Annotated in this window: 17 protein-coding genes; 9 read left to right on the top strand and 8 right to left on the bottom strand. The window is 71.0% G+C overall.

The window, feature by feature from the left end; genetic code table 11:
* Positions 1–58 precede the first annotated feature (58 nt).
* Together ACQW02_RS26330 and ACQW02_RS26325 are read left to right on the top strand one after the other, a co-directional pair.
* A complete protein-coding gene (locus ACQW02_RS26330) occupies positions 59–1,033 on the top strand; it encodes a Bug family tripartite tricarboxylate transporter substrate binding protein (RefSeq protein WP_431282882.1) in 975 nt (324 codons plus the stop codon).
* The gene (locus ACQW02_RS26325; protein WP_431282881.1) at positions 1,030–1,860 is read left to right on the top strand and encodes an amidohydrolase family protein; all 831 of its coding nucleotides are present in this window, start codon (positions 1,030–1,032) and stop codon (positions 1,858–1,860) included. Before ACQW02_RS26330 ends, ACQW02_RS26325 begins: the two co-directional genes overlap by 4 nt.
* Here ACQW02_RS26325 and dut read toward each other — a convergent pair.
* Genes dut through ACQW02_RS26310 form a run of 3 tightly spaced genes read right to left on the bottom strand, consistent with a single transcriptional unit; the run spans position 1,857 to position 4,235 of the window.
* Positions 1,857–2,300 carry a dUTP diphosphatase gene (dut, locus tag ACQW02_RS26320; RefSeq protein ID WP_431282880.1) on the bottom strand — a complete coding sequence of 148 codons (444 nt, stop codon included), beginning with the start codon at positions 2,298–2,300 and terminating at the stop codon, positions 1,857–1,859. The genes ACQW02_RS26325 and dut overlap by 4 nt on opposite strands.
* The gene (gene coaBC / locus ACQW02_RS26315; RefSeq protein ID WP_431282879.1) at positions 2,297–3,484 is read right to left on the bottom strand and encodes a bifunctional phosphopantothenoylcysteine decarboxylase/phosphopantothenate--cysteine ligase CoaBC; all 1,188 of its coding nucleotides are present in this window, start codon (positions 3,482–3,484) and stop codon (positions 2,297–2,299) included. The genes dut and coaBC overlap by 4 nt, the downstream gene beginning before the upstream one ends.
* Positions 3,485–3,491: 7 nt before the next feature.
* Positions 3,492–4,235, bottom strand: a complete 744-nt coding sequence (locus ACQW02_RS26310; RefSeq protein WP_431282878.1) for a class I SAM-dependent methyltransferase — start codon at positions 4,233–4,235, stop codon at positions 3,492–3,494.
* 45 nt (positions 4,236–4,280) lie between these two features.
* Here ACQW02_RS26310 and mutM point away from each other — a divergent pair, with 45 nt between their 5' ends.
* Positions 4,281–5,174, top strand: a complete 894-nt coding sequence (gene mutM, locus ACQW02_RS26305; protein ID WP_431282877.1) for a bifunctional DNA-formamidopyrimidine glycosylase/DNA-(apurinic or apyrimidinic site) lyase — start codon at positions 4,281–4,283, stop codon at positions 5,172–5,174.
* On the opposite strand, the gene ACQW02_RS26300 is transcribed toward mutM, so the two are convergent.
* Positions 5,171–6,181: an NAD(P)/FAD-dependent oxidoreductase gene (locus ACQW02_RS26300; protein WP_431282876.1), complete on the bottom strand. Its 1,011-nt coding sequence runs from the start codon at positions 6,179–6,181 to the stop codon at positions 5,171–5,173. The two genes, mutM and ACQW02_RS26300, sit on opposite strands and share 4 nt — an antisense overlap.
* Positions 6,182–6,272: 91 nt before the next feature.
* Between ACQW02_RS26300 and tsaE the strand changes: the two genes are divergently transcribed.
* From tsaE to ACQW02_RS26270, 6 genes are all read left to right on the top strand, one after another.
* The gene (gene tsaE, locus ACQW02_RS26295; protein WP_431282875.1) at positions 6,273–6,716 is read left to right on the top strand and encodes a tRNA (adenosine(37)-N6)-threonylcarbamoyltransferase complex ATPase subunit type 1 TsaE; all 444 of its coding nucleotides are present in this window, start codon (positions 6,273–6,275) and stop codon (positions 6,714–6,716) included.
* On the top strand, positions 6,713–7,750 hold the full coding sequence (locus ACQW02_RS26290; protein WP_431282874.1) for an aminoglycoside phosphotransferase family protein: 1,038 nt from the start codon (positions 6,713–6,715) through the stop codon (positions 7,748–7,750). The genes tsaE and ACQW02_RS26290 overlap by 4 nt, the downstream gene beginning before the upstream one ends.
* Before the next feature lie 144 nt (positions 7,751–7,894).
* The gene (locus ACQW02_RS26285) at positions 7,895–8,602 is read left to right on the top strand and encodes a nucleotidyltransferase family protein (RefSeq protein WP_431285972.1); all 708 of its coding nucleotides are present in this window, start codon (positions 7,895–7,897) and stop codon (positions 8,600–8,602) included.
* Positions 8,599–11,598 carry a double-strand break repair protein AddB gene (addB, locus tag ACQW02_RS26280; RefSeq protein ID WP_431282873.1) on the top strand — a complete coding sequence of 1,000 codons (3,000 nt, stop codon included), beginning with the start codon at positions 8,599–8,601 and terminating at the stop codon, positions 11,596–11,598. The genes ACQW02_RS26285 and addB overlap by 4 nt, the downstream gene beginning before the upstream one ends.
* Positions 11,595–14,972, top strand: coding sequence for a double-strand break repair helicase AddA (gene addA / locus ACQW02_RS26275; protein WP_431282872.1), 3,378 nt, complete (start codon positions 11,595–11,597; stop codon positions 14,970–14,972). The genes addB and addA overlap by 4 nt, the downstream gene beginning before the upstream one ends.
* Positions 14,969–16,720 carry an ABC transporter transmembrane domain-containing protein gene (locus tag ACQW02_RS26270; protein ID WP_431282871.1) on the top strand — a complete coding sequence of 584 codons (1,752 nt, stop codon included), beginning with the start codon at positions 14,969–14,971 and terminating at the stop codon, positions 16,718–16,720. Before addA ends, ACQW02_RS26270 begins: the two co-directional genes overlap by 4 nt.
* Here ACQW02_RS26270 and ACQW02_RS26265 read toward each other — a convergent pair whose 3' ends face one another.
* The 4 genes from ACQW02_RS26265 to ACQW02_RS26250 are packed head-to-tail and all read right to left on the bottom strand — an operon-like array spanning position 16,721 to position 20,047.
* Positions 16,721–17,776, bottom strand: coding sequence for a glycosyltransferase family 4 protein (locus tag ACQW02_RS26265; protein ID WP_431282870.1), 1,056 nt, complete (start codon positions 17,774–17,776; stop codon positions 16,721–16,723). It lies immediately after the preceding gene.
* Complete coding sequence (locus ACQW02_RS26260; protein WP_431282869.1) at positions 17,773–18,528, bottom strand: FkbM family methyltransferase; 756 nt, start codon at positions 18,526–18,528, stop codon at positions 17,773–17,775. The genes ACQW02_RS26265 and ACQW02_RS26260 overlap by 4 nt, the downstream gene beginning before the upstream one ends.
* Positions 18,525–19,361 carry a VOC family protein gene (locus tag ACQW02_RS26255; RefSeq protein WP_431282868.1) on the bottom strand — a complete coding sequence of 279 codons (837 nt, stop codon included), beginning with the start codon at positions 19,359–19,361 and terminating at the stop codon, positions 18,525–18,527. The genes ACQW02_RS26260 and ACQW02_RS26255 overlap by 4 nt, the downstream gene beginning before the upstream one ends.
* Entirely contained in the window at positions 19,358–20,047 is a 690-nt protein-coding gene (locus ACQW02_RS26250) for a glutathione S-transferase N-terminal domain-containing protein (protein ID WP_431282867.1), read from the bottom strand. Before ACQW02_RS26250 ends, ACQW02_RS26255 begins: the two co-directional genes overlap by 4 nt.
* Between the last annotated feature and the right edge of the window lie 2 nt (positions 20,048–20,049).

Here is a 20,049-nt window from a genome sequence, read left to right as displayed (position 1 = left end):
TCGACCAGTCCGGCGTTTGACCCTATGGAGCAACAAAGTCGCCAGGGAGGCCACGACCATGACAACCCGCCGCCACATCCTGACCGGGCTCGCGCTGGCCGCCGCGCTGCCGGCCGCCGCGCAGACCGCGTTTCCCGACCGTCCGATCCGGCTGGTCGTGCCCTTCGCCGCCGGTGGCAATGCCGATTTGGTGGCACGCGTGCTGAGCCAGCGCATGTCCGAACGCCTGGGCCAACCCATCGTGGTCGAGAACCGCGCCGGCGCCGGTGGTTCCGTGGGGGCCGAGGCGGTGGCCCGCGCGGCCCCCGATGGCTACACGCTGCTGATCGGCTCCAACGGCCCGCTCACCGTCAACGTGCTGGTCCAGGCGCGCCTGGGCTACGACCCGCTGACCGCCTTCCGCCCCATCGGCATCGCCAATCGCGCGGTGCATGTGCTGGTCGTCGGGCCAAACCAGCCGCAGACGCTCGCCGCCTTCATCGCGGCGGCCAAGGCGCGCCCCGGTACGATCGGCGTGGGCACGCCGGGGGCGGGCAGTGCGGCGCATCTCACCTTGGAATTGTTCAACGCGGCCACGGGCGCGGAGACGACGCATATCCCCTACCGCTCCGGCGGCGCGCTGGTGCCCGACCTGATTTCCGGCAGCCTGCCGGCGGCGATGGTGGAACTCTCCTCCGTGCTGCCGCTGCATCGCGAAGGCCGCGCCCGCGTCATCGCCGTCGCCTCGGCCGAACGCATCCCGCAGGTGCCGGAGGTTCCGACCTTCATCCAGGCCGGCGTGCCCGACTTCCTGGCCGCAAGCTACGTCGGGTTGCTGGCGCCGGCCGGCATTTCCCCAGCCGTCGAGGCCCGGCTGACGGCCGCCCTCGCGGCGGTGCTGACCGAGGATTTCGTGAAGGAACGCTTCGAATCCACCGGCGGCATCGTGGTGACCGGCCCCGAGACCACGCCGGACGGCTTTGCCACCTTCCTGCGTGAAGAACTGGTCCGCGCCCGCCGCGCCGCTGATCTGGCGGGGCTGAAGCCGGAATGACGATCCCGGCCGGCGCCTGCGACTGCCACTGCCACGTCTTTGGCCCGGCGGCGCGGTTTCCCTACGCCGAGCCACGGTCCTACACGCCCGATGATGCGCCGCTGGAAGCATATCTGGCGCTGTTGGACCGGTTGGGGCTTGCGCGCGGCGTCATCGTGCAACCCTCGGCCTATGACCGCGACAACACGGCGACCCTGGATGCGCTGACCCGCGCCCCCGACCGGTTGCGCGGCGTCGCGGTGGTGGGGGCCGAGGCCACGCCAGCATCCCTGCGCGCGATGCATGCGGCCGGGGTGCGCGGATTGCGCGCCAATGAATACCGCCGCGATGGGCAGGCAGCCTACCATGGCGGGGTCCGGCTGGCGGAGATCGAGCCGCTGATGCCGGTGATGGCCGACCTGGGCTGGCACCTGCAATTGTGGATCGACGCGCGCGACCTGCCCGACCTGCTGCCGCGCCTGGCGGCGCTGCCGGTGCCGGTCGTGGTCGATCACATGGGCAGGATGCATTTCAGCCATGGCGTGACGAACCCAGGCTTCGAGGTGCTGCGGCGCGGTGTGGCCGAGGGGACGCTTTGGACCAAGCTGTCCGGGACCTACCGCCTGGGTGCCGTCGCGCCTGATTACCTGGACGCAAAGCCCTTCCATGACGCGCTGGTCGCGGCCAATCCCGATGTGCTGGTCTGGGGCACCGACTGGCCGCATCCGCGCCCGGAAGGGCCGGTGCCGGATGCACAGCGGTTGCTGGACGTGTTTTGCGACTGGACGCCGGCGGCGGCGCGCCAAAAAATCCTGACGGATAATCCGGCGCGGCTCTACGGGTTTTAGTTCCCCGTACTGCCGAAGCCGCCCGTGCCGCGCCGCGTCTCGGGCAGTTCCGTGACCTCGGCAAAGATGCCGCGCGTCACGGGCGCCAAGACCGCCTGGGCGATGCGCATCCCGCGTTCGACGACAAAGGGCGCGTCCCCGGCGTTCAATACGATGACCTGGACCTCGCCACGGTAATCCTCGTCCACCGTGCCCGGGCTGTTCGCGACCAGGATCGCATTCTTCAGCGCGAGGCCACTACGGGGGCGAATCTGCCATTCAAATCCCGTTGGCAACGCCACCATCAGCCCGGTCGGGATCAGCACCCTGGCACCCGGCGCGATGGTCACCGGCGTGGTGACGGCGGCCAACAGGTCCATGCCGGCCGCGCCATCGGTGGCGTAGCTCGGCAGAGGCAGGCCTTCGCCATGCGGCAGGCGACGGACTGCGATGGTGTTCATGCCAGCGCCTCGGCGATGCGCGCGGCCAGGCGTGCCGCGACCTGGGGTTTCGGCAGCAGGGGCCAATCCTCGACCCCGGCCGCCGTCACCAGATGCACCGTGTTGTCAGACCCGCCCATCACATCCCCCGAAACATCATTCGCCACGACCCAGTCGCAGCCCTTTCGCGCCAGTTTTTGGCGCGCGTTCTCAATCAGATCCGAGGTCTCGGCGGCGAAGCCCACAACCAGGCGGGGCCGCCGCGCGTGGTGGGACAGGGTCGCCAATATGTCGGGGTTCAGCGCCAACGTGATCGGCGCGGGGGCCATGCCGGCGATCTTCTTGATCTTGCCGGCGACCGCGGTCGCGGGGCGGAAATCGGCGACAGCCGCGGCGCAGACGGCGGCATCGGCGGGCAGAGCGGCTTCGGTCGCGGCCAGCATCTCGGCCGCCGTCTCGACCCGCACCACGGTCACTCCCGGTGGGTCTGCGATGGCGACTGGCCCGCTGACCAAGGTTACGCGCGCGCCCAGCGCGGCCAAGGCCGCTGCGATGGCATGGCCCTGTCGCCCACTGCTGCGATTGGCGATGTAGCGCACGGGGTCCAGCGGTTCATGCGTGGGGCCGCTGGTCACCAGCACGTGCCGCCCGGCCAAGGGGCCCGCGGAGAAAAGCGCGCGGATGGCGGCCAGCATGGTGGGCGGTTCCGCCAGGCGCCCATAGCCGCTTTCCGGTTCCGCCATCTCGCCATTCTCGGGTCCGACGAAGGCGATCCCGCGCGCCCGCAGCACCGCGACATTGGCGACCGTCGCCGGATGCGCCCACATCGTCGGGTTCATCGCCGGCGCGACCAGCACCGGGCGCGTCGTTGCCAGCAGGATGGCCCCGGCCAGGTCACTGGCCAGCCCCGTCGCCATGCGGGCCAGAAGATCGGCCGAGGCCGGCGCCACCACCACCGCATCGGGCGCGCGCGCCAGGCGGATATGGCCGCCGGCGGCCTCCTGCTCCAGCGACCACAGGTCCTGCATCACGGCCTCGCCACATATCGCCTGCAAGGCATGTGGCGTGACGAATTGCGCGCCCCCCGCCGTCAGCACGGGCGTTACTCGTGCCCCATCGCGCCGCAGCAGCCGCGCGAGTTCCAGCGCCTTGTAGGCAGCGATGCTGCCCGACACGATCAACAGCAGATGGCGACCCGTGAGCATGCGGGCGCTACAGCCGCCAACCGGAGTGGATCGCGACAATCCCGCCCGACAGGTTGCGATAGGCGACATTGGCGAAGCCGGCGGTGCGGAACATGCCGGCCAGGGTCTCCTGGTCCGGGAACATGCGTATGCTCTCCGCCAGGTATTGGTAGCTGTCGCCATCCTTGGCGACACGCTGGCCGATGGCCGGCAGCGCCTTGAACGACCAGGCATCATACAGCGGGCGCAGCGGCGCGATCGCCAGCTTGGAGAATTCCAGCACGCACAGCTTCCCGCCCGGGCGCAGCACGCGCCGTGCCTCGGCCAGCACGGCATCCTTGTCGGTGCAGTTGCGCAGGCCAAAAGCCATGGACACCCGCGTCACCGACCGATCCGGCAACGGCATCCGCTCGGCATCGGCGCAGACGAAGGACAGCCCGGCCATCAGCCCGCGCGACAGGGCCCGGCCCTGGCCGACATTCAGCATGCTGTGATTGATGTCCGCCAGGATCACCGACCCGGCGCCGCGTTCCTTGGCCAGGAAGGCCACGTCCCCGGTCCCGGCGGCCAGGTCCAGCAGGGTGTCGCGCGGCCCGGCGCCGATGGCGTTCACAAAGATCCGCTTCCAGACGCGGTGCAGCCCCAGCGACATCAGGTCGTTCATCGCGTCGTAGGACGGCGCCACGCTGTCGAAGACGGCCCGCACCATCTTGGCCTTCTGGGCCCGGGGCACGTCGCGGAAGCCGAAGTCGGCGGTATGGGGATTGTCCATGCAAGGGATATAGCGCCGCCCCAGCTTTCGGGTAAGCAAGCCCCCATGCCTGAACTTCCAGAAGTCGAGACTGTGATGCGCGGCCTGGCCGCGGTGATGCAGGGCCACCGCATCGTCGCGGCCGAATTTTTACGCGCGGGGCTGCGCTGGCCGTTTCCGCCCGGGATCGCGGCACGGCTGACGGGTGCGAAGGTGCTGGGGTTCCGCCGCCGGGCCAAGTTCATGCTGATGCGGATCGAGGGTGGCGACAGCGTGATGATCCACCTCGGCATGTCCGGCCGCATGGTGGCGCGCGGCCCGGCGTTTTCCGCGCCATCGCTCGGCCCCCAGGGCGCCATCAGCGACGCCCGCGGCCATAACAATCCGCCCGAGGCGCATGAACACGTCGTGCTGGTGCTGGACGACGGCACCCGCATCGGGTTCGTGGACCCGCGCCGGTTTGGCTCGGTCGACCTGGTCCCGACGGCAGCCGAGGACGAGCATCGCCTGCTGCGCGGCATGGGCCCCGAACCGCTGGACGACGCCTTTACCCCCGCCATCCTGGGCGCGGCGCTGGCGGGCAAGCACACCCCGATCAAGGCGGCGCTGCTGGACCAGAAGGTGGTCGCCGGCCTTGGCAATATCTATGTGGCCGAGGCGCTCTACCGCGCCGGCATTTCCCCCCGCCGCCTGGCCTATACCGTCGCAGGCAGTCGCGCGACAAAACTGGTGCCGGCGATCAAGGCGGTGCTGACGGAAAGCATCGGCGCCGGCGGATCATCGCTACGGGATTACGTGCGCGCGGATGGGGAGATCGGCATTTTCCAGGAACGCTTTGCCGTCTATGGCCGCAAGGGCGAGCCCTGCCCGGACTGCCCCGGACTGCCCGGCTGCGCGGGCGTAGAACAGATCACCCAATCCGGGCGCAGCAGCTTTTTCTGCCCCAAGCGCCAGCGTTAGGCCGTCTTCACGCCCTTGCTGGTCGAATATTCGAAATGCAGCGCCTCGCCCGGGAAGACGCGCGGGTGGATCGCATGCGCGGCCATCGCGGCTTCCGAAAAACCCTGCAAAATCAGTTTCAATTTGCCCGGATAGGTCGCGATATCGCCGATGGCGAAGACGCCGGGGATATTGGTCTCGCAGGTCGCGGGGGTGACCGTGACGTGATTGTGGGTCAGCCCCAGGCCCCATTCGGCGATGGGCCCCAGCTCCATCGACAGGCCAAAGAAGGCCAGCAGATGGTCGGCCGGCAGGGTCCGGATCTCCCCCTTCAAGGTCGCGACTTCGACCGCGCGCAGCACCCCGTCGTCACCGGCCAAGCCGTGCAGTTGGTAGGGGACGACCATCTCCACCTCGCCCCGCTCGGCGGCGGCTTCCAATTGGGCCACCGTTTCGGGGGCGGCGCGGAATTTGGGGCGGCGATGGACGAACATCACCTTGGCCGCGATGTCCTTTAGGCTCAGCGCCCAATCCACCGCCGAATCGCCGCCGCCGGCGATGACCACGGATTTGCCCCGGAAATCCTCGCGCTTGTTCACGAAATACCGGACGCCACTGGTGGCCTCGAAGGCCTCGATCCCCGGCAGGGGCGGGCGGTTGGGGCCGAAGGCGCCGGCGCCGGCGGCGATGATGACCGCCTTGGCCCGCACGGTTTCCCCGGCGCTTGTGGCAATGACAATCCAGCCGTCGCCGAGGTCGGTCATCCGCTCCACCCGCTGGCCCAGCAGCAGGCGCGGCGCGAAGGGGGCGATCTGGCGGTCCAGCGCCGCGATCAGATCGCCGCCCGCGATCGCGGGATGCGCGGGGATGTCGTAGATCGGCTTTTCCGGGTAGAGCGCCGTGCATTGTCCGCCGATCGCGTCCAGCGCGTCGATCACCGTGCAGCGCATCTTCAGCATGCCGCATTCGAACACGGCAAACAGCCCGACCGGCCCCGCCCCGATGATTGCCACATCCGTCTCGTGCATCACGCCATCCGTCCTTCGGCCTCGGGCCGCACATAAGGCGGTTCCGGCACCGCTTGCCAGAGGCGCCCCCGCACCGCCAGACTCGCGCGGCATGCAGCCCCCCCACGTCCTCGCGCTTGAAAACCTCGCGGCGACCGAGGCGCTGGCCGCGCGCTGCGCCGCCCTGGCCCGGCCCGGCGACGCGATTTTGCTGGAAGGCCCCATGGGCGCCGGCAAATCCGCCTTTGCCCGGGCGTTTTTGCGCGCGGCGGCAGGCAATCCGGATCTGGAAGTGCCATCCCCAACCTTCACCCTGGTCCAGCCCTATGACCTGCCGGCCGGCCCGGCACATCACTTCGACCTCTGGCGGCTGGCGGGGCCGGAGGATTTGCTGGAACTCGGCTGGGACGAGGCGCGGGAGGGCATTGTCCTGGTGGAATGGCCCGACCGCCTGGGCAACCTCCGCCCACAAAATGCGCTGGAGATCACCCTGACCCCCGGAGAAGACGACCACCGCACCGCCAGCCTGACCGGATGGGACGACCGCCTGCCATGACCCGCGCCGAAGCCGCCAAAACCTTCCTCGCGGCGCATGGGTTCGCGGCCGCCGAAGGACAGACACTTCCGCAGGATGCCTCCCGCCGGGGCTACACACGCCTGTCCGGCGGCCCGGCCCCGGCCCTGTTGATGGACGCGCCGCCGCCGGAGGACATCCGCCCCTTCGTCGCCGTCGACCGCCATCTGCTGGGCCTCGGCCTGTCGGCCCCACGCATCCTGGCCGAGGACGAAGCCGGCTTCCTGCTGATCGAGGATTTTGGCGACGCCACCCATGCGGCCCTGCTCGATGCCGGCGCAGCGGCGGCACCCTTGTATGCCCATGCGGCCGAGGCCCTGGCCGCCCTGCACGCCGCCCCGCCGCCGCCCGGCCTGCCCGCCTGGGATGCGCAAGCCATGACTGTGGCAACGGCCGCGACCTTCTGCGACTGGTGGTGGCCCGCGACTTTCGGCGCGCTGCCATCGGCCGCCGTGCGCCAGGGGCTGGCGGCGGCGCTGGGTGCCATGCTGGCGCCCTTCGCCGCCCAGGGCTTCGTTCACCGCGACTACTTCCCGGCCAACCTGATGGACCTGCCCGGCCGCAGCGGCCCCGCCCGCACCGGCATCATCGACTTCCAGGACGCAGCCCTCGGCCACCCCGCCTACGATCTGGTCAGCTTGGTCGAGGACGCTCGCCGCGACGTGGCACCCGATGTGCGGGCGGCCACCGTGGCGCGCTACCTGGCGCTGCGGCCGGACCTGGATGCGGCGGACTTCCGCGCCGCCATGGCCGTGCATGCGGCGCAGCGCCACCTGCGGGTGGCAGCCCTTTGGGTGCGACTGGCCCGGCGCGACCAGAAGCCGGGCTATCTGATCCATGGCCCGCGCTGCTGGGCGCTGCTGGCCGCCGCGCTGGCGCACCCCGCCACCGCGCCGCTGGCTGCCTTCCTCGACGATGCGGTACCGGCCGCCCTGCGTCGCAATCCCGTCGCTTTGGCGCCGGGCATGGACGCGCTAGACCCTGGCCCGCTGACGCGGACAGGGTCCAACCCATGATGATCGGATGATTCACCGCTCCGGCGATTCCGCCTCCGCGGATCATGCTCTAAGCACCCCCCGCCCCCAGGAGGAACCCGCCGCGTGACAGCCTCGCTGATCCTGACACCCGAAGCCCCCCCCGGCATCCTGCTCACGCATGCGATGGTGCTGGCCGCGGGGCTGGGTGAGAGGATGCGGCCGCTGACCGCGACCACGCCAAAACCCTTGTTGACGCTCGCCGGGCGCAGCCTGCTGGACCATGCGCTGGATCGGGTCGCCGATGCCGGGATTGGCCAGGCCGTGGTCAACGCGCATTGGCTGGCCGACCAGATCGTTGCCGCCTGCGCGACCCGGAAAACCCCGGCCGTCACGGTTGTGCGAGAGGCGGCGCGGCTGGAAACCGGCGGCGGCGTTCTCGCCGCCCTGCCGAGGCTCGGCGATGGGCCCTTCGCCGTTATCAATGGCGATGCCTATTGGCTGGACGGGCCCACCCCGGCGCTGACCCGCCTGGCCGCCGGCTTCGACCCGGACAGCATGGATGTGCTGCTGCTGCTGGTGCGCAGCGCGACGGTGGATGGCGAAGTCGGCTACGGTGATTTCATGCTCGACCCCTTCGGCCGCCCGCGCCGCCCGAAGGAGAGGGAGATCTGCCCCTATATCTTCTCCGGCGTGCAGGTGCTGGCGCCCAATGCCTTCCGCGACGCGCCGGAGGGGCCCTTCAGCCTGAACCGGGTCTACGACACCGCGATCGCCGCCGGGCGCTGCTTCGCGCAGGTGCATGATGGCGTGTGGTTCCATCTGTCCACGCCGGATGACCTGACGCGGATCGAGTCGGTCTTGGCGGGCGGTTTGCCCGGGCGGATTTTTTGACGCGGCTTTCGCTGCATAGCATCCCGGCCCACGCCGACTTCCTTGGCAGCCTGGCGGCCGGCGTGCTGGCCCGGCATGGCGACGACCCGCGGCAACTCGCCGCCAGCACCATCCTTTTGCCGACCCGCCGCGCCGCCCGCGCCCTGCAAGCGGCCTTCCTGAAGGCCGCCGGCGAGGGCGCGCCGGCCATGCTGTTGCCGCGCATGCGCGCGCTGGCCGGGCTGTCCGTCGAGGATGCCGACGAACTGGCCCTGCCGGCCCTGCTCGCCCTGCCGCCCGCGGTGGACCCGGCCCGGCGCCTGGCCGTGCTGACCGCCTGCGTGTTGCGCCTGCCCGCCCACCTCGGCGGCCCCGGCACCGCGCCGCAGGCCTGGGCCATGGCGGCCGAACTGGCCCGGTTGCTGGATGAGATCGCGCTGGAGGATGCCGACCCGGCCCGCCTGGCGACCCTGGTGCCAGAGGAATTTGCCATCCATTGGCAGATCACCCTGCGCTTCCTGACGCCGCTGCTGGATTTTTGGGCGGCGTGGCTGGACGAACAGGGGCTGATGGACATCGGCGCCCGCCGTGTCGCGGCCCTGCGGGCGCAGGCCGAAGCCTGGGGCGCTGATCCGCCGCAGGCGCCGGTCATCGCCGCTGGCATCGGCGCCGGCGGCACCATCCCAGCCGCCGTGGCACTGCTGCGCGTGGTCGCCCGCCTGCCGCAAGGGGCCGTGGTGATGCATGGCGCGCCGGAGGCGATGCCGGCCATGGACCAGGCCATCCATGACTCCCCTGCCCATCCGCTGCATGGCCAAGCTCGGCTGCTGGCCGATCTGGGCGCCCAGGTCGCGGATTTGCGGCCCTGGCCCGGGTCTGTCGCAAGCACCTCACCGGATCGCGCGGCCCTGCTCGGCCTGGCGTTGCGCCCGCCGGAGGGCCTGGCCCTACCCGACTGGCGCGCGCCCGATCCGGCACGCTGGGCCCCCGCGACCAAAAACCTGTCCACCATCACCGCCCCGGATGCCCAGGCCGAAGCCGCCGCCGTGGCGCTGGCCCTGCGCGAAACGCTGGAAACGCCGGGTGCCTCGGCCGCGCTGGTCACCGCCGACCGCGATTTGGCACGCCGGGTTTCGGCCGAATTGCTGCGCCATGGCGTGGTGGCCGACGACAGCGCCGGCCAACCGCTGGCGGAAACCCCGGGCGGCGCGTTTTTGCGCCTGATCGCCCGCGCTGTGGCCGAGGGCTTTGCCCCGGTGCCGTTGCTGTCCTGCCTGAAACATCCGCTGGCAGCGGGTGGCATGGCCCGGCTGGACTGGATGGCGGCGGTGCGGTTGCTCGACCGCGTGGTGCTGCGCGGGCCGCGCCCGGCGCCGGGGTTGGCGGGTCTGCGCGTGGCGGTGGTGCGGTTGCGCGACGAAGGCGACCGCTTGCGGCTGCTGCCGCTGATCGACGCGCTGGACCGCGTTTTTGCAGGCTTCGACCGGCTGCCGCATGCGCCCAACATGGCGCCCAGCGACCTGCTGGCCGCACAGATGGCGACGGCGGAGGCCCTGGCCGGCACCGATGACCGCGACGGTGGGTTGCGCCTATATGCCGGTGAGGAAGGCGAGCCCCTGGCGCTGCACCTCGCGGCCCTTGAACCCGCCATGGCCGCCCTGCCGCCGATCCCGCCCAGTGCCTGGCCGGCGCTGTTCGATGCGGCACTGGAGGGCCCCTTGGCCCCGGCGATCCGCGCCACCCGTGGCCGCAGCCCGCATCCGCGCATCGCCATCCTGGGTCTCCTGGAAGCGCGGTTGCAGCGCTTTGACCGGGTGGTCCTGGGCGTGTTGGAGGAAGGCGTCTGGCCCGCCGCCACCGACCCCGGCCCCTGGCTGTCGCGCCCGATGCGCGAAAAATTCGGCCTGCCGCCCGCCGAGGCGCTGATCGGCCGCCAGGCTGCCGATTTCCTGCTTTTGGCAGCGTCCAGCGACGATGTGGTGCTGTCGCGCGCGCGCAAACGCGGGGGCGCGCCGACCCGCCCTGCCCGCTGGCTGACCCGGCTGACAACATTCCTCGATGGCCAAAAGCTGGCGCTGCCGGAACATGACGCGACGGCCTGGGCGGCGGCGCTGGACCGCGTGGCCTCGCCCCACCCCCGCGGCCGCCCCGCGCCGAACCCCAAGGCGGCCCTGCGCCCCGACACCTTGAATATCACCGAGGTCGAGGCGCTGATCGCCGACCCCTACGGCTTCTACGCCAAGCGGATGCTGGAATTGCGCCCGCTGGACCCGCTGGATTCGGCCCTCGGCGCAGCCGAATTCGGCACCGCCGCACATGCCGCCCTGGCGACCTGGGCGCGTTGGCTGGAGGGCCAGCCCTGGCCCGGCGCCGAGGAAGCCCAAGCGCTTTTCGCCAAGGCGACCGAAAAGGCGCTGGAGGCGCATACCGCCCGTCCCTCGCTGGTCGCGTTCTGGCGCGCCCGCCTGGTCCGTATCGGCGCCTGGATCGCCGCCGAGGAGAATGCCGCCCCACCCGCCCGCCGCTTTGCTGAAATCTCCGGCGAGATCGGCCTGGGCCTGTCGCCTGAGGTCACGCTGAAGGGCCGCGCCGACCGGGTGGATTTGCTGCAAGGCGGCGGGCTGTCGCTGATCGATTTCAAGACCGGCCAGATGCCGACCAAGGCCGAGGTCGGGGACGGCCGCCGCCCGCAACTCTCGCTGGGGGCCGCGATGATCGGCCGCGACGGGATGCCCCACCTGAATGCGGTGCCGGGCGAACAGGTCGCGCGGCTGGAATACCGACGGATCACCGGCGGCGTGGAACCCGGCCAGGTCGGCCGGCGCGCCGAAGGTGTCGCCCAGGTTGGCGGGCTGGCCGCCGATGCCTTGGACGCGACGGCGGCCCTGGCGCAATCCTTCCTGCGCGAGGCACGGCCCTTCATCGCCCGCCCGCACCCCCGGCGCGTGGCGGCCGGCGACCCCTATGCCCACCTGTCCCGCGCCGCCGAATGGGGCGCCGGGGAGGACGAAGGATGAGCGAAGTCGCCCGCAGCCGCGCCGCCGCGGCGCAACGCACGGCGTCGAACCCCGGGGTCTCGGCCTGGGTCGACGCCTCGGCCGGATCCGGCAAGACCAAGGTGCTGACGGACCGCGTGCTGCGACTGCTGCTGGAACCGGGCCAGCGGCCGGAACGGCTGCTGTGCCTGACCTTCACCAAGGCGGCGGCGGCCGAGATGGCCAACCGTTTGAACGCGCGGCTGGGCGGCTGGGCGGTGGCGGGCGATCCGGATTTGACCAAGGCGCTGGTCGAACTGACGGGCAACCGCCCCGACGCCGCCATGCTGCTGCGGGCGCGCAAACTGTTTGCCGATGTGCTGGACCTGCCGGGCGGCATGCGGATCAGCACCATCCATGCCTTCGCCCAGGGCCTGCTGCGCGGCTTCCCGATCGAAGCAAAACTGCCGCCGCGCTTTCGCGTAGCCGAGGATGCCGAGCGCCTGGCGATCACCGCCGCCGCCCGCGACGCGGCGCTGTCCGGCGAAGGCGCGCCGTCCGACGCCCTGGCCCGCCTGGCCGGCGAGACGGATGGCGCCACCCTGGACCGCGCCATCGGCGATGCCTTGCAGAAGGCCAAGCCCCTGCCGAAGGACAGCGTCGCTTTGGCCGCGCTGAACGCGGCGCTGACCGACTGGCTGGGGTTGGATCCCGAGGATAATGAAGACGCGGTCCTGGCCCGCATGGCCCTGGTGCCCGATGCGGTGCGCCAGGCAGCGGCCGGGCTGGTGAACGCAAAGACCAAGACCGAACGCGGGCTTGGCGAGGCGATGCGCGCCTGGCTGGCGCTGCCGGATGCGGCCCGTGCGGCAAGGCTGGACGACTGGTCCGACGCGCTGCTGACTCAGAAGGGCGAGTTGCGGAGCATCCTGGAAAAGCACCCGGCCTTCGTGGCGGAGGCCGCGCGCCTGGACATCCTGCGGGCGGTGCAGGCGGGGTTGCGGCTGCGCGCGACCTCGATCGCCTTCGCGGCCCTGGCCGGGCCGGTGCGTGCCGCTTACGACAGCCGCAAGACGGCTGCTGGCTTGCTCGATTTCGACGACCTGATCGCGGCGGCCCAGGATCTGTTGCGCGACCCCGGCAGCGCCTGGGTGCTGTTCCGCCTGGATGGCGGGCTGGACCATCTGCTGCTGGATGAATCGCAGGATACCAACGCGGCGCAATGGGCCATCGCAGGCGCACTGGCCGGCGAGTTCTTTTCCGGCACCGGCCCACGTGAATCGATCCGCACGATTTTTGCGGTCGGCGACCCCAAGCAATCGATCTTCGCCTTCCAGGGCGCCGATCCCGCCGGCTTCACCCGCGAAAAGGCACATTTCGCCGCCGAGGTCACCGCCACGGGCCAAAGATTCGAGGAAGTGGCGCTCGACGTGTCCTTCCGCTCGACCGCGCCCGTGCTCGCCTTGGTCGATGCGGTCTTCATCGCCCCCGAGGCCGCCGAGGGCGTGACCGTGCCCGGCACGCTGATGCATGTGGCCGACCGCGCCGGCCAGGCCGGGCAGGTCGAATTGTGGCCGCTGCTGCTGCGCCAGAAATCGCCGCCGCCGACACCCTGGGACGTGCCGCTCGTCCCCGTCAGCCTGCCCGACACCATCGGCCAATGCGCCGAGGCCGTCGCCGTCCGCATCGCCGCCATGGTCGGCACCGAATTTTTGCCGTCCCGAGGCCGCACCTTGCGCGCCGGCGATGTGCTGGTGCTGGTGCGGCGGCGGCATGCCGGCTTCCTGACCGCGCTGACCCGGGGGCTGAAGGCGCGGGGCGTGCCGGTCGGCGGCGTCGACCGCCTGGCGCTGACGGAACAATTGGCGGTGATGGATCTGCTGGCGCTGTGCGACGTGCTGCTGCAGCCGGATGATGACCTGGCCCTGGCCTCGGTGCTGACATCGCCGCTAGTTGGGTTGGACGAGGATTCGCTTTTTGCCTTGGCGCACCGGCGCCAGGGCAGCCTCTGGGCCGCGCTGATGACGCATCGCGCCGGGCAGGGGCCGCTGGCGGATGCCGCCGAATGGCTGGCCCGCGCCGCTGCCCGCGCCGTGGGGGCCACGCCGCACCTGCTGCTGGCCGGGCTGTTGGCCGAGGATGGGGCGCGCGCGCGGTTGCTGGCGCGGCTCGGGCCGGAAGCGGCCGATCCGCTGGACGAATTGCTGAACGCCGCCCTGGCCGATGAACGCAACAACCCGCCCGACCTGCAAGGCTTCCTGCACCGCCTGCGCGGCGCCGGGGCGATGGTGAAGCGCGAGGCTGAAAGCGGCGCCGATGCCGTGCGCATCATGACCGTGCACAATGCCAAGGGCTTGCAGGCGCCGCTGGTGATCCTGCCCGACGTCGGCCCCGGCGGCCGTTCGGACACCCTGCGCTGGGCCGAACACGGCGGCGTCACGCTGCCGATCTTCACCCCCCGGCCGGCCGAAGCCCGGCGCGCGACCGCCTTTGCCGCGTTGGATACGGCGCGCGCGCAGGCGACGAAGGAGGAGGAGAACCGCCTGCTCTACGTCGCCCTGACCCGCGCCGAGGACCGGCTGATCGTCTGCGGCTGGCAGCCGGCCAAGGGCGCGGCCGATTGGCATGCCAAGGTCGCGACAGGATTCGCCGCGCTGGAGGGGGTGGACTCCGTGCCCTTCGACTGGGCGCCGCCGGGCAGCGACACCGGCGGGCAGGCGGTGCTGCGGCTGGCCTCCGCCCAGACCGACCCGCCGCGCGACGACCGCCCGGCCGAAAGTGCCGCCACCGCCATCCTGCCGGCCTGGGCGAGTGTCCACGCCACCGACGAGGCCCCGACCGGCCCCTTCGCCCCATCCGGCCTGCCGGGTGAGGAAGAGACCCCCACCGCCGCCCCCCACGGCAAGCCCGACCCGACGGGCGAGAGATTCCGTCGCGGGCGGCTGGTCCATGCCCTGTTGCAACACCTGCCCGACCACCCCCCCGCCGCGCGCGAGGCGCTCGGCCGCGACTGGCTGGCCAAGCCAGGCCAGGGCATCGACCCGAAAACCCAGGCGGGCGTGCTGGCCGAGGCGATGGCGGTGCTGGAACACCCGGGCCTGGCCGAAGCCTTTGGGCCGGACAGCCTGGCCGAGGCACCGCTGGCCGGGCGCATCGGTGGGCGCCTGCTGGCGGGCCAGGTGGACCGGCTGCTGGTGACCGATCACCGCGTGGTCGTCGTGGACTACAAGACCAACCGCCCGCCGCCCGAACTGCCGGAGGCGGTGGCGCCGGTCTATCTGCGCCAGATGGCGGCCTATCGCGCGCTGCTGCGCCAGACGTTTCCCGACCGCATGGTAGAGGCTTGGCTGGTCTGGACCTATGGCGCCCGCCCGATGCCGCTGCCCGAACCCCTGCTGGATGCCCACGCACCATGACGACGCGGCGCGTGACCTCCCTGCGGCTGATCCTGCCTTATCTGCGGCCCTATCTGGGGCGCGTTGCGCTGGCGGGCGTGGCACTGCTGTCGGCGGCGGGGCTGGTGTTGGCCCTCGGCCAGGGGTTGCGTTTTCTCATCGACGATGGGTTTGCCGCCGGCAGCGGCGGGCAGTTGAACCGGGCGGCGCTGATCATGTCGGCTGTGGTCGCGGCCCTGGCGCTGGCGACGGCGCTTCGGTTCTACTTGGTGTCCTGGTTGGGTGAACGGGTCGCGGCCGACCTGCGCCGCGCGGTCTTCGACCACATCATCGGCCTGTCGCCGGAATTTTTCGAGACCGCCCGCACCGGCGACATCCTGTCGCGGCTGACGGCGGATATCGCATTGCTGCAATCGCTGATCGGCTCGGCGATCTCGATGGGGCTGCGCAATGTGCTGACCGCGTCGGGCGGCTTCGTCATGCTGTTCCTGACCAGCCCGAAGCTGGCCGGGATCGTGCTGGTGGTGGTGCCGATCGTCGTCGTGCCGCTGGTGCTGTTCGGGCGACGGGAACGGAAACTGTCGAAGACGGCGCAGGAACGCGTGGCCGACCTGGCGGCGACGGCCGAGGAAACCCTGAACGGCCTGCGCACTGTCCAGGCCTTCACCCACGAACCATTGGATCGCGCGCGGTTCTCGCGGGAGATCGAAGGCTCGGTCGGTGCCGCGCTGCGCCGCATTGCGTCGCGCGCGACCTTGATCCTGATGGTGATCCTGCTGGGCTTCGGCGCGATCACCTTCAGCCTTTGGGTCGGCGGGCAGGATGTGATCGCCGGGCGGATGACGGGGGGCGAATTGTCGGCCTTCGTCTTCTACGCCGTGCTCCTGGCCAGCGCGGGGGCCTCGATCAGCGAATTGTGGGGCGAGATCCAGCGTGCGGCGGCGGCCGCCGACCGGCTGCTGGAACTGCTGGCCGCGACCCCCGGCATCGCCGCCCCCGCGTCACCGGCACTGCTGCCGACGCCGCCCCAGGGGCGCGTGGCCTTTGAGAATGTACGCTTCGACTACCCCACCCGCCCTGGCCAGGGCGCGCTGGATGGGATCACCCTGACCGTCGAACCTGGGGAGACGGTGGCGATAGTCGGCCCCTCGGGCGCCGGCAAGACGACCTTGCTGCAACTCATCCTGCGTTTCTACGACCCGGCGTCGGGCGTGGTGCGGGTGGATGGGGTGGATGTGCGCGATGTCGATCCCGCCGATCTGCGCAAGCGGTTGGGGCTGGTGCCGCAGGATGCGATCGTCTTCTCCACCACGGCGGCGGAAAACATCCGCTACGGCCGCCCCGATGCGACGGATGCCGAAGTCCGCGCCGCCGCCGAGGCCGCTGCCGCCGATGGCTTCATCGCGGCCTTGCCCAAGGGCTACGACACCCACCTGGGCGCACGCGGTGTGATGCTGTCCGGCGGGCAGCGCCAGCGCATCGCCATCGCGCGGGCCATCCTGCGCGACCCGCCGATCCTGTTGCTGGACGAAGCGACCAGCGCGCTGGATGCGGAATCCGAACAGGCGGTGCAACGCGCCCTGGCGAAACTGGCCGAAAACCGCACGACCCTGGTGGTGGCGCATCGCCTGGCGACGGTGCGCCGGGCGGACAGGATCGTGGTGCTGGAAGCCGGGCGCATCGTCGCCACCGGCACGCATGAAGAATTGGTGCAGCAGGGCGGGCTCTATGCGCGGCTGGCGTCGCTGCAATTCAGCGACGCCGCCTGATCAGGCGCGAAAGCTGATCCCCGCGCGCCGCATTCGCAGCATCACATAACCTGCCCAGACCATCTGCACGGCGAGTGCCGGCACCACGATCAGCGGTTTCAGCGTGCCCGGCAGGGCCAGGAACACCACGACCAGCGCGCCGTGGAACAGCGCGAATCCCCAATGCACCGCCGCCACGGCACGCACCGGCACGCCGGCACGCTGCGCCATCTGATACAAATGGCTGCGATGCGGCGCGCTGATGCGTTCGCCCATCGCGGCCCGGCGCAGCAAGGTGAATGCCGCATCCGCCAACAGCCCGAACATCAGCATTGGCACGATCAGGAACGACATCTGCGCCGCATCGAAGCGCGCGGAGGCCACCGCGAACACCGCCAGCACGAACCCCAGGAACTGGCTGCCGACGTCCCCCATGAAAATGCGCGCGGGGTGCAGGTTGAACGGCAGGAACCCCGCGATGCCCGCCGCCAGCAGCAGCGCCGCCGCATAGATGAACCAGCCGCCTTGGTCCGCGGCCACCGCCGCCAGGATCGCGCAGACGATCAGCACCGTGCCGCCGACCAGCCCGTCCAGCCCATCCATGAAGTTCACGGCATTCGTGCAGCCGACGATCCAGAACACCGTCATCACGATGCCCAGCGGCCCCAGCGAGAATACCCCGACCCAGGGGATCGCCAACCGGTCCACCACCAGCCCCGAGGCGATGGCGACCAGCGCCGCCGCCGTCTGCGCCGCCAGTTTCACCGCAAAACGCAGATCCTTCAGATCGTCGATGAAGGACACCACCGCGATCGCGAAGGCGGCCAGGATCACGCCCAGGAACTGCGTATCGGCCAGTCGGGCGAACTGCGCCGACAGATACAGCCCGCACATGCCGACCATGAAGGCGACCACGATGCCGACCCCGCCGCCACGTGGCGTTGGGACCGCATGCGCCTTGCGGTGATCGACCGGGTCCATCACCGGGAACCGGATCATCATCCGCACCACCAGGGCCGAAAGCAGCGCCAGCGCGCCCACCATCGACAGATGGCGCAGGAGGATATCGAGGCTCATACCCTCAACACCGCCTCGTCCAGCGCCGCATAGACATCGCCCGAATTGGCGGCATGCGGCAGCCCCGCGATCCAGGCCGCCATTGCCCGGGCATCGACCGGGTCGACCAGGACGAAGCGGTGCTCCTCGCCCAGACAGGCATTGAAGCGGTAGGGGCCCAGGGCGGCCAGCCGATCCAGGCATTGGGCGGCCACGTCGCGCTGGATGGTGGTGAATTCGAAGGACAGCGCCGGCACCGCCCGCGTCAGGCCGGACAGGACCACGGCCTCATACCCCTCGACATCGATCTTGATGAAGGCGGGGTCCCCATGGTCCGCGATCAGCGCATCCAGGGTCGTGACCGGCAGGGTGATGGCGGAATCCCAGGCCTGGCCTTCCCACCCCTCGGCCCCCGCGGCGGCCGCGATGAAATCGGCCGAGGCGGTGGCGACGGTCGGGTTTTGCGTGTTCAGCCGCAGCATTGCCTGGCCCGGCGCGGCGCCGACCAGCGCCGCGACACGCACCACGCCAGGGTCGCGGCCAAAGATCAGCCGCAGCGCACGGGCCAGCGGCGGCTGCGGTTCCACCGCGACGGCGCGGGCGCCCAGGCGGCGGAAAGATGCGGTGCGGTCGCCGACATGCGCCCCGATATCGAAGGCGACATCCCCCGCCCGCACGAAGCGCGCGAAAAAAGCGTCCAACGCGGTGGCGCGGCCCGGCGCGTAGTAGGTCCGCAAGGACTTGCCGACGATCGCCGCACCGGGGGCGATCATCCCGCAAAAACCAGCGCGGAACCGCCGGCATGCGCGGGCGGCACCATCAGCCCACCCGGCACCGGCACCACCGGCAGGCCCAGGCTGCGCACGGCCGCATTGCCGTCATCCGTGCGCAGCACATAGCCGGCCAGGAAGGGCAAGGTCGGGGCCGCCACGCCAGGCAGCACGGCCGGCAACGCGTCGGGGGTCAGCATGCGGACGCGGCCGCCATCGGGCAGGGCCAGGGCAAAGCCGCCCGCAGGATCAGGCTCCAGCGGCAGGCCGCAGAGGCGTGACAGCCTGGCGGCACTCTCGGCCGGGCGGTCGGAGACCAGGATCGTCGCCTCCAGCGCCACGGCGTGGTTGGCGTGGTCCATCCAGCGCGGCTGCCACACCAGTTCCGGCGTCAGGTGCCGGATCAATTGCAACCGGCCCTCCGGCGCGTCGGGAAAGGGCAGGCGGGCGAAGCGGGCGCGCGGGCCGTCCGGTGCGTCCACCGGGCGTTCCAGCCAGGCGATGCCGGGAATCTCCAGCCCGGCCGCACGCAGCCGTTCCAGGTTCGCCTCGGCATCCTCCATCGCGAAGGCGATGATGTGCTGGCCGGTGTAGCGGTCCAGGAACCTGCCCAAGCCATTGTCAGGCAATTCCGGGTCGATGATCCCCAGCAACTCGACATAGCCCCGGCGCAGCATCGCGCAGCGGTTGCCGGTGCCCAGCATCACCGGCGGCTTGCCGCCCGACTGCCGCGCCACGGGGCTGAGCGTGAAGCCCAGGGCGGTATAGGTCGCCCACAGCGCCTCGGGGTCGCGGGTGCAGATCCCGATGTGGTCGAGCAGGGTCGCGGTGGTCATGCCGGGTCGCTGATCATGGCTTCGTAATGCGGCAGCACCCAGGCCTCGGGCTCGGCCTCGGCGCCGGCCTGCCAGGCCTGCATCGCGGGATGCGCCAGCATGACGCCGACATAGGCCTCGGCCGCCGGGGTGATCGCAGCCCCCCAGCGGTGGAAGCGAAAGACCACCGGGGCATACATGGCATCGGCGGCCCCGGCCGAGGCCCCGTTCAGGAAGGGCCCGCCGGTCAGCGCGATGGCCCGCGCCCAGAGGTCGCAGATGCGGGCGATATCGGCGGTGACCGCCGCGGTGACGCGCGCGTCCCGCGCCGCTGCGCTGGCGGTGCGGCCGAGGTTCATCGGAAAGGCCTGGCGCAGGGCGAGGAACCCGCCGTGCATCTCGGTCGCGATGCTGCGCAGGGTGCCGCGCTGGGCGCGGTCGGCGGGCCAGAGGGCCGGGTTGATCTCGGCGCAGTATTCGCAGATCGACAGGCTTTCCCAGACCAGCGCGCCCTGGTGTTCCAGGAAGGGCACCAGCCCCGCCGGGGCGGCGGCCTTGATCGCGGGGGTGCTGCCGCCGCCTTCCGGGCGCTCCATCGGGATGGTTTCGACCACCACATCCAGCCCCGCCAGCGCCACCGCCAGGTAGCCGCGCAGCGACCAGGAGGAATACCGCCGATTGCCGATGACCAAGCGTCCGTCAGACATGG

It is taken from the genome of Humitalea sp. 24SJ18S-53, assembly GCF_050632385.1.
In the GTDB taxonomy this organism is placed as follows: domain Bacteria; phylum Pseudomonadota; class Alphaproteobacteria; order Acetobacterales; family Acetobacteraceae; genus Humitalea.
This window is presented reverse-complemented; position numbering and strand designations above follow the sequence as displayed.

Bases quoted from the DNA above. Each gene is read 5' to 3' on its own strand.
- ACQW02_RS26330 (WP_431282882.1), top strand. From the start codon at position 59: ATGACAACCCGCCGCCACATCCTGACCGGGCTCGCGCTGGCCGCCGCG.
- ACQW02_RS26325 (WP_431282881.1), top strand. From the start codon at position 1,030: ATGACGATCCCGGCCGGCGCCTGCGACTGCCACTGCCACGTCTTTGGC.
- dut (WP_431282880.1), bottom strand. From the start codon at position 2,300: ATGAACACCATCGCAGTCCGTCGCCTGCCGCATGGCGAAGGCCTGCCT.
- coaBC (WP_431282879.1), bottom strand. From the start codon at position 3,484: ATGCTCACGGGTCGCCATCTGCTGTTGATCGTGTCGGGCAGCATCGCT.
- ACQW02_RS26310 (WP_431282878.1), bottom strand. From the start codon at position 4,235: ATGGACAATCCCCATACCGCCGACTTCGGCTTCCGCGACGTGCCCCGG.
- mutM (WP_431282877.1), top strand. From the start codon at position 4,281: ATGCCTGAACTTCCAGAAGTCGAGACTGTGATGCGCGGCCTGGCCGCG.
- ACQW02_RS26300 (WP_431282876.1), bottom strand. From the start codon at position 6,181: ATGCACGAGACGGATGTGGCAATCATCGGGGCGGGGCCGGTCGGGCTG.
- tsaE (WP_431282875.1), top strand. From the start codon at position 6,273: ATGCAGCCCCCCCACGTCCTCGCGCTTGAAAACCTCGCGGCGACCGAG.
- ACQW02_RS26290 (WP_431282874.1), top strand. From the start codon at position 6,713: ATGACCCGCGCCGAAGCCGCCAAAACCTTCCTCGCGGCGCATGGGTTC.
- ACQW02_RS26285 (WP_431285972.1), top strand. From the start codon at position 7,895: ATGGTGCTGGCCGCGGGGCTGGGTGAGAGGATGCGGCCGCTGACCGCG.
- addA (WP_431282872.1), top strand. From the start codon at position 11,595: ATGAGCGAAGTCGCCCGCAGCCGCGCCGCCGCGGCGCAACGCACGGCG.
- ACQW02_RS26270 (WP_431282871.1), top strand. From the start codon at position 14,969: ATGACGACGCGGCGCGTGACCTCCCTGCGGCTGATCCTGCCTTATCTG.
- ACQW02_RS26265 (WP_431282870.1), bottom strand. From the start codon at position 17,776: ATGAGCCTCGATATCCTCCTGCGCCATCTGTCGATGGTGGGCGCGCTG.
- ACQW02_RS26260 (WP_431282869.1), bottom strand. From the start codon at position 18,528: ATGATCGCCCCCGGTGCGGCGATCGTCGGCAAGTCCTTGCGGACCTAC.
- ACQW02_RS26255 (WP_431282868.1), bottom strand. From the start codon at position 19,361: ATGACCACCGCGACCCTGCTCGACCACATCGGGATCTGCACCCGCGAC.
- ACQW02_RS26250 (WP_431282867.1), bottom strand. From the start codon at position 20,047: ATGTCTGACGGACGCTTGGTCATCGGCAATCGGCGGTATTCCTCCTGG.